The organism is Actinoplanes aureus (assembly GCF_015704865.1).
GTDB classification, from domain to species: domain Bacteria; phylum Actinomycetota; class Actinomycetes; order Mycobacteriales; family Micromonosporaceae; genus Actinoplanes; species Actinoplanes aureus.
Map to the genome: position 1 here is coordinate 1 of NZ_JADQTO010000037.1, position 13150 is coordinate 13150.

Consider the following 13150-nt stretch of genomic DNA (forward strand, 5'->3'; position numbering starts at 1 on the left):
CGCTCGTCGTGCACGACACGCGTGATGAGCAGCCGTCGGCCGTGCACGGTCAGTCGGGCGTTACGGTGGGCCATGAGACCTCCGGTTCCGGTGAAAGCGTCGCAACTTCCACCTCGCCGGAGGTCTCCTCACATCTCAAGCAGCCACGCCGCAGTCAACAACGCTCATGGTCATTACAGCTAGGGGCCGGTGAAGTCGTCGCCGAGCAGTGCCCGCAAGCGGCTCAGCGCGCGGGCGTTGCGCATCTTCACCGCCGAGGTGGACAGACCGAGGATCGCCGCCGCGCTCTCCACGCTGTGGTCCTCGGCGTGGCGCAGCACCAGGACCGCCCGGTCCTCGACCGTCAGGCGGGCCAGCGCCTCGGCCAGGTCCACGCGCAGCTCCGGCGTCGCGGGCGGAGTCCCGTCCGGCCGGTCCGGCAGCTCACCCAGCACGATCTCGGATCCGCTGCGCCGCCGGTTCTGGTCGAACACCGCGTTCATCAGCACCCGCCTGCTGTACGCCTCCAGGTTCGTACCGGTACGGATCCGGCCCCAGACCGCGTACATCTTGGCGAACGTGTGCTGGGTCAGGTCCTGGGCGAGGTGCCAGTCCCGGCACATCAGGTACGCGGTACGGCGCAACCGGGTGCCGGCGGACTCCACGAACGCGGTGAACTCCTCGTCGCGGGCGGCCTTGGCGCGCCTGCGGGACGCACTCCAGCCGGTGAGCACGCCGGCCGGGGTCGCGATGCCGGTTTCGGTCACAGGGTCCCTCCGACCGGGGCATCCGCACTGCACCGGCGGCCCACGATGCTGTTGACGCCGTCCGCCGTCACGTACTCCGAGCGGAAGGCGGTGTACTGCTCGGGCGTCTTCAGGCGCAGCCGGATCGACTCGGGGAACGAGCCGACGTCGACCGCCGCGAGGAAGTCGGGGTCCTTCGCCCACCGGATCCGGAACTTCTGGTACGCCTCCTCGCGACTCTCGAAGGCCACAGCCGCGATGCGCGGATCGTCCTCCAGCGTCGCCAGGAGCCTGGTCCGCTGCCGGTCGGTCGTGCCATGGCCGAGGAAGACGGCCGCGTCGGTGGCGCCGGTCTCCACCGGCTTCTCCTGGCACGACGGAGCCGACACCGGCATCATCGCCGCCGCGATCGTCGCCTGGGGCTCCGCCGGTTCCGGCAACAGGTTCAGGCCGGCCACCGCGCCGATCACCGCGACCACCCCGGCGGCCACGGCCGGCACGGCCAGCCGGGTGCGCCGGTTCCGGCGAATCTGCCCACCCTCGACCATGGCGGCCTGCGCCAGATCACCGAGCGCGAAGCCGGGATCGTCGCTCACCGCCTGTTCGAAGTGCTCCCTCAGATTCCGTTCCACCAGGCTCTCCTCGTTGTCCGGTCCGGGTCTCTGCCGGTAATGACTCGGTGGACACCCGATCCGGTCACACCCGCGAACGATATTGGAGTGCGGGGCTCCGGCCGGCTCCCGTACGCTCCCGCACAGAGGCCTAGCCCGGGCATACTTCGACTCTTTCTTGGTGAACTCGCCCGGGCACTCTCCTCACATCGGCGCCGCATCGCGGCGCCGATTCCCATTTCGAGCGGGGGTGCACGTGGACGCGCTGGAGCGCATCGGATTCGACCGCCTGGGACTGGTCGTGACGCCGGGGAGCGTCACCACCCCCGGGGTGTCCGCGCCGCTGCTCGCCGAGTTCGCGCACGTGGGCGTGCGGTTCGCCAACCCGGAGGCGATCACCGACGGCCTGGCCGGGCCGCACCGCGAGCTGATCGCGCACGTGCGGGCCGGGCGCGGCGGGTCGGGTACGTACGCGCCGCTGTTCCCGGGATTCCCGGAGCGGCTGCCGTGGTTCGACGACGCGGTGTTCCGGTTCGTCGTCGCCCGCGCGCGGATGGCCGGCAACGACTGGTCGGAGCGGGCCTGGCGGGACGCGCTGGACTTCAGCCGGATCGGCTGGTGGCCGGCGTCCTCGATCCCGCAGGACCGGGACCGCGCGGAAGCCGACCGGCGCGCGCAGCGGCTGCTCCCGCGCGACAGCCGGATCGAGTGGATCACCGTGCGGCTGGTGGAGGCCGGCGAGCTCGAGACTCGGCTGCGCGACTGGATGCGGGACTGCTTCACGAGCGCCGCGTCGCTGCGCGAGGACGTGCAGAACGACCTCGGCGTGCTGGTGAACCGGCTCGGGCTGGACGGCGTCGAGGTCGGCGACGTCCGCTTCCGGGAGAACCGCACCCTGCTGTTCGAGCTGATCTGGGCGTTCGATCGCAAGCGTCTGCCGTACACCGGGGCCACCCCGGACGACCTGCTGCGCCTGTTCGCGAAGCTGGCCGGCGGCGACGTCAGCCTCACCGCGCCGGTGACGTTCCCGCGTCTGTCCCGCGCCGACCGCCGCGTCGTGGTGAACACCCTGGAGGCGAGCGACCGGCTCGGCGACGTCTTCCGCCGGCGCGGGCTGTGGCTGGCGATCGACCGTGGCCTGCACGTCGGCGAGTTCCGCGCGCCCCGGGTGCGGGAGACGCTCGCCGTGTTGCGGGAGAGCCGCCACGACTACACCTCGTTCCCGTCCCGGTTCGAGCGTGCCCTGGCCCAGGACCACACCGCGGCGGTACGCCTGGCCGCCGCCGAGGCACCCGGGCTGCTCGGCCGTGGCCTGCGCCGGCTCGCCGCCCTGGCCACCGGGCCGGAGCAGCGGGCCGCGCTGGTCGGCGCGCTCACCGACAGCCGGGAGCGGATTCCGCTGCGGGTGCTGCTGGCCGCCGGGGCACAGCTGGCCGACAACGGTCGCACGTACCCCCGGGTGGTTTTCGGCAAGGACGGATCGGCGCTGCCGATCGTGCGCGAGCGCGGCCACCTCGCCGTGCCGAAGGAGTTCCGCGAGGACCTGCTCGGCGCGGTCGACGCGGCGGTGGACGCGCGGATCGCGGCCAAGGGCGATTGGCACGGCGAGTCCGTGTGGGTGGAGCCGGGCCTGGACCGCCTGCTGCTGCCCGACCAGCTCCGCGCCACGGCCGCCGGCCTGGTCCAGGTGGAGCGGGGCAGCCGGCTGCCGGTCGGGGAGGCCGAGGTGGTGCGGCTGTTCGTCCACTGGCGGGAGGCCGACCGGACCAGCGACCTCGATCTGTCCTGCATCGCGCTGGACGCCGGGTTCCGCATCGCCGACCAGGTGTCCTGGACCAATCTCGGCAACGGGGTGATGACGCACTCCGGTGACCTCACCTCCGCGCCGGACGGCGCCGAGGAGTTCCTCGACATCAACCTGGCGAAGGCGGCCCGGATGGCGCGCCGGAAGGGCTGGCGCTACCTGGTGCCGGTGATCTTCCGCTATGCCGGGCCGGCGTTCGAGGCGCTCGCCGAGGCGTACACGGGGTGGATGTCGCGCAACGACGCGACCAGCCGGGTACGCGTGTTCGACCCGGCCACGGTGGCGAACGCGTTCCCGCTGACCGGCCGCAAGCGCTACGCCGTACCGATGCTCCTGGACCTGGACACCCACGAGATCCTGTACGTGGACGTCTACCTGAACGGGCGGCCGCGGGCGCGGGTCGAGCAGGACGGGAACGACATCGCGACGCTGGTGTCCGCGGTGGCCGGCCGCCGCGACACCAAGGTCAGCGTCGCGGACCTGGCCATGCGTCATGTCCGGGCCCGCGGTGCGACGCTCGTCGACGACCGGTCGCGGGCGACGATCACCTTCGGTACGGGCGGAGGCTGCACGTACGACGTCCTGCGCCCGGAGAAGCTCCTGGCCGACCTCCTATGAGAGGACGGCCACGTCGTCCTCGATCAGGCTGCCCAGGGCGATCGTCCCGTTGTGCTCGGCGACCGAGGTGACGAACCCGTAGGAGCCGTCCGTGGTGCGCAGGTCGTGAACGAGCTTGCCGTCGAGGTCGAAGGCCATCACCCAGGCGAGGATGGTGGCCTTCGGGCGTACCGCCTCGGGCAGGTTCCACACCAGCACCCGCAGGAAGCCGGGTAGCGGGAGCAGGCGGTCGAGCAGCGGGTTGCGCGGCGCCACGATGCCGACCCAGAGCAGGCCGTCGGTTCCCAGGTACATGTTGTCGGGGAAGCCGGCCAGGTTCTCGATCAGCACCTCGGTACGGCCGGCGTCCGGCCCGCTCAGCCAGTGCCGCCGGATCCGGTAGCCGGCGGTCTCCGCGAACAGCAGGTACGACTCGTCCGGCGCCAGGACCAGCCCGTTGCCGAACTTCAGGTCGTCCAGCAGCGTGGTGACGGTGCCGTCGGGGTCGCGGCGCAGCAGCCGGCCGGTGCAGGAGTGCTCGAAGACGTCCCCCAGGTGGTTGTCGAGGTCCCAGCGCAGCGACGACGAGGTGAACCAGATGGTGTCGTCGGCGCCCTGCACGACGTTGCTCGGGAAGGGGGTCGCCACCAGCACCTCGACGGTGCCGTCCGGGCGTACCTCAAGAAGGCCCTTGTCGTGGTCGCAGACCAGCACGCCGCCGTCGGCGCGGGCGTGCAGGCCCAGCGGGCGCCCGCCGGTCTCGGCCAGCACCGTGCGCTCGCCGGTGGCCGGATCGATGCGCACGATGCGCCCGTCAGCGGTGCCGGCGATGATCCGCCCGGCGTGGTCGAAGACCACGTCCTCGGGTCCGTGCCCGCCGGTGGGCAGCCGGCGCGACACGCGCAACGGGCCGGTCGGCCCGCTGTCGGAGAGTGCCGGCGGCGTCCACCGGCGCGGCTTGATCAGGCGACGAGCCATCCGGTCCTCCAGGGGGTCAGCGGTAGGTCAGCAGGCGCGGATCGGATTCCAGGTGGGTGTGCTCGTTGAAGGTGGACATCCACAGCCCGCGCCGCCCGGAGACGAGCTTGGTGACGCCGGTGTTGACGGTGACCCGGTTGAGCGCGGCCCAGATCGCCGGGTTTGCGTCGCGGCCGGCGGTCAGCTGCGCCACGGCCATCGCGATCGGCCCGCCCGAGCTGACCACCACCACGTCTCGGTGCTGCTGCCGCAGCAGCTCGCCGCCGCGTTCAAGGGCGTCCGCGACGCGCTCGCGGAAGGCCGGGAACGACTCGGTGTACTCGGTGTCGAAGTCACCGGAACACCAGCGGCCGGTGGCCGCCTCGAAGATCTCCTGGAAGGCGCGCGCCGGCTGGTCACTGCGCGCCAGCTCCGCCGTGAGGTACGCCCGATCGCGGTACGCCGGCTGATGGACCTCGACGACGTGCTGGAAGTCGAACTCGTCCCAGCCCGGGTCGGCACTCACCGGGACGGTCTGGTCGCCGAGTCCTTCGAGGATCCCGGCGGCCGTCGCCTCCTGACGGCGCAGCGACCCGCACAGCACCAGATCCGGCCGCAACCCCCGTCCCGCCAACGATTTGCCGAGCACCCGGGCCTGTTCCGCGCCCAGCTCGGACAGCGCGTCGTAGTCGTCCGCGCCGAACGACGCCTGACCGTGCCGGACCAGCAACAGCCGCCCCACGCCCTACCTCCCCGCCCGGCGGATGATGCGCCGGCACCGCGCCTCCAGCATCAGGCTCGCCACCCAGAAGTGCCGGAACGCCGGGTTGCGGGTCTGCCGGTGGTGGTAGCGGTAGTAGATCTGCTGCACGATCACCGCCAGCCGGAACAGCCCGAAAACCTCGTAGAACGCCCACTGCCGGTCGGAGAGATCGATGCCCCTGCGCGTGCAGTAGTAGTCGACGACCTCCCGCCGCGTCAACATCCCGGGTGTGTGCGTGGGCTGCCGGCGGAACGCGCGGAACAGCCGCCCGTCGTCGGCCTGCACCCAGTAGGCGAGGGCGCCGCCGAGATCCATCAGCGGATCGCCGAGGGTGGCCATCTCCCAGTCGAGCAGCGCCACCGGCCGCGCTTCGCCCGGGTCGAGGACGATGTTGTCGAAGCGGAAGTCGTTGTGGATCAGGCAGGTGCCCCGATCGGCGGGCTGATTGTCGCGCAGCCACGCCATCACGGTCTCGAACGAGCCCACGTTCCGGGTGCGTGCCGCCCGGTAGCGGCGGCTCCAGCCGTCGACCTGGCGGGACACGTATCCGGCGCCCTTGCCCAGGTCGGCGAGGCCGGCGGCGGCCGGGTCGACCGAGTGCAGGTCCACTAGCAGGTCGAGCACGCCGGTGCAGAGCTGCCGGACCTTGTCCGGCGGGAGATCGAGACCGAGTTCCTTGCGCGGGATGTGCCCGTCGACCCGCTTCATCACGTAGAACTCCGAGCCGATCACCGACTCGTCGTCGCAGTAGGCGACCATCTCCGGCACGTACCGGAAGACCGGCGCGAGCCCCGACTGGATGCGGTACTCGCGGCCCATGTCGTGGGCGCTCTTCGCCTTCGTCCCGGCCGGCGGGCGGCGCAGGATGAGGTCGTCGCCGAGCAGGTAGGTCAGGTTCGAGGCGCCGCCGGAGAACTGCCGGACCTCCGGGACGTCGATACCCAGCCAGGCGGCGACCGCGGCGACGTCGAAGGCGTCCTCGGCGCGTACCGGCGCGGTCAAACCATTCTCCGGACCACGGACATCGGCAGGGTGCGCATCGCGACGCCGATCGGCACCCACGGCCAGGCCGGGACGTACGCCTTCGTCTTGCGCTTCTCGATCGCGGCGACCATCGCGCGTACGCCGGTCGGGGTGTCCACCATGAACCGGGTCTTCTGCTGGACGTGCGCGTTCATCTCGGAGCGGATGTAGCCCGGGAAGATCACCGACACGTCGACGCCGCGGATCCGCTCGGACCGGACGCCCTCGGCGATCGCGGCCACCCCGGCCTTGGTGGCCGCGTAGGTGGTCATCGACTTACGCATGCCGCGCAGCGCGGACATCGACGAGATCAGCACGAGGTGGCCGCGCTGCTGGGCCCGGAAGATCTCGAGCGCCGCCTCGGTCTGTGCGAGCGCACCCACGAAGTTGACCATCGCGGTGGCCCGGTTGGCGTCCCACCGGCCGCTGCCCAGCGGCGCGCCCTTGCCGAGGCCGGCGTTCACGACCACCCGGTCGATGGTGCCGAACTCCGCCGCGAACTCGCGGAACACGGTGAACACGGCCTCGTCGTCGGTGACGTCGAGCTGGCGTACGCTCACCCGGCTGCCGCTGAGCTCGTCCTTCAGGGCCAGGAGCCGGTCGGTGCGGCGTGCGCAGAGCGCCAGGTCGTAACCGAGCGCGGCGAACTGCCGCGCCATCTCCTCACCCAGTCCGGCGCTCGCACCGGTGATGAGGACGACGCCCTTACCCATCAGAGGACTCCATGATCTTCCGGCCGGTGGCGATCATCCGGCGGTCGTACAGGACACGCGCGAGCCGCTTGGTCCAGAAGGCGATCCGGGCCGGGCGGTCCGGCATGATCAGGAACTTGCGCGCGTCGACGTCGCGCAGCACCCGGGCGGCGATCTCGTCGGCGCCGAGCGGTGCGCGGTTGATGAGCTTGGTGGCGACCTGCACCATCATCGGGTCGTCACCGGACATCGACGCCGCCAGGTTGGTGCGGAAGAACGTGGGGCAGACGACCGAGACGTGTACGCCCCACGGCCCCAGCTCGTGACGCAGCGTCTCGGACAGGGCCACGACGGCCGCCTTCGAAGCGTTGTACGAGCTCATCGCGGGCGCGTGCACCAGCCCGGCGGCCGAGGCCACGTTCACCAGCCGGCCGCCGCGCTGCTCCTTGAACAGCGGGGTGAAGACGCGGCAGCCGTTGACCGCGCCGAGCACGTTGACGGTCAGCACCCGCTGCCAGTGGTCGGCGCCGAGCCGGTCGATGCGGCCCCCGGCGGCGATGCCCGCGTTGTTGACCAGCACGTCCAGGCCGTCGTAGTCCGCGCGTACCCGGTCCAGCGCCGCCGCCCAGTCGTCCTCGGAGGTGATGTCCAGCTTCTGGAAGGCGGCGCCGTCCGGCAGGGCGGCCGGCTCGGTCACGTCGGTGACCAGCACCTGGTCGCCGCGGGCCGCGCAGCGGGCGGCGAGGGCGGCGCCCAGGCCGGAGGCGCCGCCGGTGATCAGTACCCGGCTCATCGGGACGCTCCGTGCTGGGCGAGTTCGATACGGGCGATGACGCCGCGGTGCACCTCGTCCGGGCCGTCGGCGAGGCGGATCGCCCGGGCCGCGGTCCAGGCGCTGGCGAGGGGGAAGTCGCTGGACAGCCCGGCGCCGCCGTGGATCTGCATGGCGAAGTCGATGACCTGCTGGGCCACGTTGGGCGCGGCCACCTTGATCTGGCTCACCTCCGACATCGACGCGAGCGGTCCCTCGGTGTCGAGCTTCCACGCCGCGTGCATGATCAGCAGCCGCAGCGAGTTGATGGCGATCCGGGCCTCGGCGATGCGCTCCCGGTTGCCGCCCAGATTGACCAGCGGCTTGCCGAACGCGATCCGGGACAGGCCGCGCTCGCAGGCCAGGTACAGGGCGCGTTCGGCGAGCCCGACCAGGCGCATGGCGTGATGCACGCGGCCCGGGCCGAGACGGCCCTGCGCGATCTCGAAGGCGCGGCCGGGGCCGGCGATGACGTTCGACAGCGGCACGCGTACGTCGGTGAAGGACACCTCGCCGTGCCCGAACGGCTCGTCGAAGAACCCCATCGTGTCCAGCATCCGTTCCACCCGCACGCCCGGGGTGTCGAGCGGGACGAGGACCATCGAGTGCCGGGCGTGCTTGTCCGCGTCCGGGTCGGTCAGGCCCATCACGATCAGCACCGCGCAGTCCGGATGGCCGACGCCGGTGGTCCACCACTTGCGGCCGTTGAGCACCATCCGGTCGCCGTCGACGACCGCGGTGAGCTGCATGTTGGTGGCGTCCGAGGAGGCCACCTCCGGCTCGGTCATCGCGAACCCGCTGCGGATCCGCCCGTCGAGCAGCGGGTCGAGCCAGCGGTCCCGCTGCTCCGGCGAGCCGTAGCGGAGCAGCACCTCGGCGTTGCCGGTGTCCGGGGCGTTGCAGTTGAAGACGTAGGGCGCCAGGTGTGACCAGCCGGTCGCCTCGGCCACCGGCGCGTAGTCGACGTTCGACAGGCCGGTGCCGTACCGGTCGTCGTCGTGCCCGGCCGGCAGGAACAGGTTCCACAGACCCTGGGCGCGGGCCTTGTGCCGCAACTCGCGTACCTCTTCGGGTACCTGCCAGCGGTCGTCGCCGCCGGCGCGCCGCAGCCGCTGCTCGACCGGCTCGATCTCGTCGCGGACGAAGGCCCGGACCGCCTCGGTCAGCTCGGCCGCCCGCTCGGAAGGGGTGAAGTCCATGCGGACACGCTAGGGGGTGGCGATGGGTTGCGCTTGATCATCGGCGACAAGCATTTGATCGTACGCGACAAGATGTCTCACATCCGGCGAACGCCGAACCACGCGGCCGCGAGGAACGCGCCGACGACGCCGAGACAGACGAACAGATGCCAAAGCTTCAATGCCACCATGACGGCGCACTGTAGCCGCTCCCGGCGCCGGTTGGCGCCCGCGGCACGCGGTACGAATCGATCAAGCCGCCTGGCGGCTGTCCGCCTGCTCGATCATGGCGTCGATCTCGGTGGCCGGCATCGGCCGGGCGAAGTAGAAGCCCTGGGCCAGCCGGTAGCCGAGCTCCACCAGGCGCCGGGCCTGCGCCTCGGTCTCCACGCCCTCGGCCACCAGGTCCAGCCGCATGGTCGCGGCGATACCGGCCAGCGCGGTGACGATGGCCTCCTGCTGCGGGCTGCCGCCCAGCCCGTCGACGAACGATTTGTCGACCTTGATGATGTCCACCGGGCAGGTGCGCAGCAGGCCCAGCGACGAGTGGCCGGTGCCGAAGTCGTCGAGGGCGATGGTGATGCCCTGCGCCGACAGGGCGGCCACCGTGGCCAGCGCGTGCCCGCCACCGAAGACGGCGGTCTCGGTGACCTCGACGGTGAGGCCGTCGGGACGCAGGCCGTACCGGTCCAGGACGGCGGCGACGGTGGCCGGCAGGCGCGGGTCGAGCAGCTGCCGGGCGGACACGTTCACGCCGACCCGGGGAGCCGCACCGCCGTGCCGCCGCTGCCAGGCGGCGGCCTGCGCGCAGGCCGTCTCCAGGACCCACGCGCCGAGATCGGTGATGGCGCCGGTGTCCTCGGCGACCGGGATGAACTCGGCCGGGGAGACCACCCGGCCGTCCGCCCGGGTCCACCGGATCAGGGCCTCCACGCTGGAGATGCGACCGTCCGGCAGCGCGACGATCGGCTGGTACAGCAGGTGGAACTCGCCCTCGGCCAGTGCGCGGCGCAGGTCGGCGGCCATCTGGCTGCGCCGGGTCACCTGCTGCTCCAGCGCGGCGTCGTAGCGGACGACGGTGGGTCCGACCCCGGCCATGGCGGCACGCAGCGCGATGCCGGCCCGCCGGTACAGGTCGCCGGCCTCGGCGTCGCCACCGTCGGCGACACCGACCGCCACGTCGATCAGCACCTCCTGGCCGTCGACGTGCAGCGGCTCCCGCCCGAGGGCGAGCAGCCGGTCGAGCGGGGCCAGGCCGGCCGGGCCGGGCAGCAGCAGCCCGAACTCGTCGCCGCCGACCCGGGCGACCACGGCCGCGCTGCCGGCGACCTCGGTGATCCGCGCGGCGAAGGCGGTCAGCAGCTTGTCGCCGGCGGTGGTGCCGAGGCTCTCGTTGACCGACCGGAAACCGATCAGGTCGATCTGCGCCACGGTGCGCGGACCCGTGCGGTCGGTGATGGCGGCGGCCAGGTGGCGGCGGTTGTACAGGCCGGTCAGCTCGTCGTGCTCGGCGTGGTGGGTGACCGCGTTGAGCAGGATGGTGTTGTCCGCCAGCGCGAACGCCTGCCGGACGGCGACCAGCACCAGCATCGTCGCCGCACCGGACACCAGCATGCCGCCGACGTGACCGGTCTTGGCGTACACCGTCACGATCAGCGCGCCGGCGAGGGCACTGGCCAGCAGCGGCACGACGGTGCCCCGCCGGTACGACAGCTGCGGGTCCGCCGGCAGCGGCGAACGGCTGGTCAGGCGGGCCGAGAGCGAGCACATCAGGCCGGCGGCCGGCAGCACGGCGGCGCTGCCGTTGAGGTACGGCCACGGCCGCAACACCTCGATCAGGAGCACCGACAGCGGCGCCGCCAGGGCGATCGGGCTGAGGAACCACAGAGCCGGCCACGGCATCGGGTTGGTCCGCGTCATCATGGCCTTGAGCACGATGACGACGCCCGCGGTGGTGATCGCCAGCACCGCGATGTTCAGGCGTTCCGCCGCCGGCTCGCCGGCCAGGTGACGGCCGAACCAGCCCAGGTACTCCGAGCCGGCCATGCCGGCCGCCAGGGCGACGACGGCGACGTCCAGGACCGCGGTGGCCCGCTGCCGCCACGTGCGCCGGCCGGCCGGCAGACGGACCGTGGCGGTGGCGGCGACGGCCGAGGCGATGATGTAGATCAGCATCGTGCGGTAGCTGACCGGCGGCACGCCGGTGTTCGGGAGGGTCAGGACGTCGATGGCCTGGCTGATCGCGGCGGTCAGCATGCCGGTCACCGCGAGCGACAGCCGCCGCCAGAAGGCGCTCAGCGGGCCGTCGACGGTACGGGCGGTGTGGCGGCAGATGAGCAGGGCGACGACCAGACCGACCGCGGCCGGGATCCACACCAGCACCTTCGGAAGCCCAACCTGGGTGCCGAGGGCGATCAGGCCGAGCTCCGCCAGCATCGACGCTGCGGCGGCCACGGCAGCCGCACCGACCCTCATGCCTTCTCCTGGTTCACTCGTACCGAATCATGCGATCGGAATATCGGCCAACGGACTTTCCGGTTGAGGAAAGGTCAGGCGGCGCGGGCGCTCTTTCCGGCGTACATGGCCGTGTCGGCGCGGGCGATCAACGTGGCCCGGTCGGCGGCGTCGCCCGGCCGGGCGTGCGCGGTGCCGACGGTCACGCCGACCGAGACCGGCCCGGCCGACAGGATCATCGGCTCGTGCAGCGCGTCGTGGATGCGCCCCACCAGGTCACCGGCGCTCGCGTTGCGGCGGACCACGAGGAACTCGTCGCCGCCGAGCCGCGCCACCAGGTCGTCCGGCGAGGTGACGGCGGTCAGCCGCTGGGCCACCACCTGGAGGGCCTCGTCGCCGACGAGGTGCCCGAAGCGGTCGTTGATCGGCTTGAACCCGTCCAGGTCGCAGAGCAGGACGCTCAACCCGGTCAGATCACCGCCGGCGAGCCGGTCCAGCGCGTGGTCGATCTCGGCCAGGGCGTGCCGCCGGTTGTGCAGGCCGGTCAGTTCGTCGTGGGACGCCTGGTACGCCAGCGTCTGCTCGGCGCGCTCCCGCTGGGTGGTGAGCCGGCGGATCCGGACCACCACGAGCGGGATGACCAGCAGGGTGCCGATCGGCAGCAGCAGGTTGGCGGACTCGCTGCCGCGCAGTGTCTGCACCGCGGCGAGCAGCGGGTTCGCGCTGAGCGCGGCGGCCAGCCAGCCGAGGTGGGCGCGGTCGCGGCCGGAACCGGCGGCGCCGTGCGGTTCGGTCACCGCGAACGCGCCCGGGTGCAGCGGGGCGGTGGCCAGGAACAGGAAGGCGAGCAGCCACAGGTAGGCGGTCGCGTCGCGGCCCTGGGTGCTGCTGCTGATCGCCGCCAGCGTCAGGATCGCGGTGAGCGCCAGGTAGAGGATCGGTCCGCGACCGGGACCGCCGGCGGTGGCCATGCGCAGGAAGCAGCCGATCACCCCGGACAGCGTGAGCACGTCGATCAACAGCATGATCTCGCCGAAGGCGGAGACGTCCGCGGCCAGGTGCGGCTGGATCAGCCACACCCACACCGGTCCGCCGGCGCAGAGGCCGAGCAGGGCCGCGTCGACGATCCCGGCGATGTCCTGCGCCAGCCGCCGGCGCAGCGCCATGGCGGTACCGACCAGGAACAGGCCGTGTGCGGCGGAGAGCGTGAGGTCGGTGATCCCGCCCGCGCCCCGGCCCAGGTGCCCGTCGCGGATCCAGGCCGGCCAGAGCGCCTGCGCGACCAGCAGCAGGACCAGACCGCCCACCGCGGCCAGCCACGGCCGCCGGTGCGCCAGATGCCCGGTGGCCAGCGCCAGCGCGAACGCGGCGGCCGGGATCGCGGCGACCACCGTCTGCACGAAGGGGCGCCCGGCGTGGCCGGCGAGGTGGTACGCGACCATGGCGACGACCGAGACGGCCAGGCAGAGGACGTGCACGGGCCAGGCCGGTGCAGTGGCTCGTGGCCAGCGCATGCGTTCTCCTCTCCGGCGGCT

Annotated in this window: 13 protein-coding genes; 1 reads left to right on the forward strand and 12 read right to left on the reverse strand. The window is 72.3% G+C overall.

Annotation, left to right across the window (positions count from 1 at the left end; all coding sequences use genetic code 11):
* The 3 genes from I4J89_RS52255 to I4J89_RS51825 form a co-directional block, all read right to left on the reverse strand.
* Positions 1–74, reverse strand: a 74-nt coding sequence (locus I4J89_RS52255) for a leucine zipper domain-containing protein (RefSeq protein WP_196417566.1), incomplete at its 3' end; no start/stop codon positions are given.
* Between the two features lie 105 nt (positions 75–179).
* Positions 180–746: a SigE family RNA polymerase sigma factor gene (locus I4J89_RS43605; RefSeq protein WP_196420109.1), complete on the reverse strand. Its 567-nt coding sequence runs from the start codon at positions 744–746 to the stop codon at positions 180–182.
* The gene (locus tag I4J89_RS51825; protein ID WP_196420110.1) at positions 743–1357 is read right to left on the reverse strand and encodes a permease-like cell division protein FtsX; all 615 of its coding nucleotides are present in this window, start codon (positions 1355–1357) and stop codon (positions 743–745) included. Before I4J89_RS51825 ends, I4J89_RS43605 begins: the two co-directional genes overlap by 4 nt.
* A gap of 235 nt (positions 1358–1592) precedes the next feature.
* Here I4J89_RS51825 and I4J89_RS43615 point away from each other — a divergent pair, with 235 nt between their 5' ends.
* Positions 1593–3758 carry a TerD family protein gene (locus tag I4J89_RS43615; RefSeq protein WP_196420111.1) on the forward strand — a complete coding sequence of 722 codons (2166 nt, stop codon included), beginning with the start codon at positions 1593–1595 and terminating at the stop codon, positions 3756–3758.
* Here I4J89_RS43615 and I4J89_RS43620 read toward each other — a convergent pair.
* The 9 genes from I4J89_RS43620 to I4J89_RS43655 all read right to left on the reverse strand — a co-directional run bounded on the left by I4J89_RS43620 (position 3753) and on the right by I4J89_RS43655 (position 13129).
* Complete coding sequence (locus I4J89_RS43620) at positions 3753–4715, reverse strand: SMP-30/gluconolactonase/LRE family protein (RefSeq protein WP_196420112.1); 963 nt, start codon at positions 4713–4715, stop codon at positions 3753–3755. The genes I4J89_RS43615 and I4J89_RS43620 overlap by 6 nt on opposite strands.
* Before the next feature lie 16 nt (positions 4716–4731).
* Positions 4732–5436, reverse strand: a complete 705-nt coding sequence (locus tag I4J89_RS43625; protein ID WP_196420113.1) for a histidine phosphatase family protein — start codon at positions 5434–5436, stop codon at positions 4732–4734.
* A 3-nt stretch (positions 5437–5439) separates the two neighbouring features.
* Complete coding sequence (locus I4J89_RS43630) at positions 5440–6459, reverse strand: phosphotransferase family protein (RefSeq protein WP_196420114.1); 1020 nt, start codon at positions 6457–6459, stop codon at positions 5440–5442.
* On the reverse strand, positions 6456–7193 hold the full coding sequence (locus tag I4J89_RS43635; RefSeq protein ID WP_196420115.1) for an SDR family oxidoreductase: 738 nt from the start codon (positions 7191–7193) through the stop codon (positions 6456–6458). The genes I4J89_RS43630 and I4J89_RS43635 overlap by 4 nt, the downstream gene beginning before the upstream one ends.
* Entirely contained in the window at positions 7186–7965 is a 780-nt protein-coding gene (locus I4J89_RS43640) for an SDR family NAD(P)-dependent oxidoreductase (RefSeq protein WP_196420116.1), read from the reverse strand. Before I4J89_RS43640 ends, I4J89_RS43635 begins: the two co-directional genes overlap by 8 nt.
* Complete coding sequence (locus tag I4J89_RS43645) at positions 7962–9182, reverse strand: acyl-CoA dehydrogenase family protein (RefSeq protein ID WP_196420117.1); 1221 nt, start codon at positions 9180–9182, stop codon at positions 7962–7964. Before I4J89_RS43645 ends, I4J89_RS43640 begins: the two co-directional genes overlap by 4 nt.
* Before the next feature lie 77 nt (positions 9183–9259).
* The gene (locus I4J89_RS50495) at positions 9260–9352 is read right to left on the reverse strand and encodes a DUF4175 domain-containing protein (protein WP_230860609.1); all 93 of its coding nucleotides are present in this window, start codon (positions 9350–9352) and stop codon (positions 9260–9262) included.
* 61 nt (positions 9353–9413) lie between these two features.
* Complete coding sequence (locus tag I4J89_RS43650) at positions 9414–11636, reverse strand: putative bifunctional diguanylate cyclase/phosphodiesterase (RefSeq protein ID WP_196420118.1); 2223 nt, start codon at positions 11634–11636, stop codon at positions 9414–9416.
* 74 nt (positions 11637–11710) lie between these two features.
* Complete coding sequence (locus tag I4J89_RS43655) at positions 11711–13129, reverse strand: GGDEF domain-containing protein (protein ID WP_196420119.1); 1419 nt, start codon at positions 13127–13129, stop codon at positions 11711–11713.
* Positions 13130–13150: the final 21 nt, after the last annotated feature.

Coding starts and splice junctions, on each gene's coding strand:
- I4J89_RS43635 (WP_196420115.1), bottom strand. CDS start 7,193: ATGGGTAAGGGCGTCGTCCTCATCACCGGTGCGAGCGCCGGACTGGGT.
- I4J89_RS43640 (WP_196420116.1), bottom strand. CDS start 7,965: ATGAGCCGGGTACTGATCACCGGCGGCGCCTCCGGCCTGGGCGCCGCC.
- I4J89_RS43650 (WP_196420118.1), bottom strand. CDS start 11,636: ATGAGGGTCGGTGCGGCTGCCGTGGCCGCCGCAGCGTCGATGCTGGCG.
- I4J89_RS43620 (WP_196420112.1), bottom strand. CDS start 4,715: ATGGCTCGTCGCCTGATCAAGCCGCGCCGGTGGACGCCGCCGGCACTC.
- I4J89_RS43655 (WP_196420119.1), bottom strand. CDS start 13,129: ATGCGCTGGCCACGAGCCACTGCACCGGCCTGGCCCGTGCACGTCCTC.
- I4J89_RS43645 (WP_196420117.1), bottom strand. CDS start 9,182: ATGGACTTCACCCCTTCCGAGCGGGCGGCCGAGCTGACCGAGGCGGTC.
- I4J89_RS50495 (WP_230860609.1), bottom strand. CDS start 9,352: ATGGTGGCATTGAAGCTTTGGCATCTGTTCGTCTGTCTCGGCGTCGTC.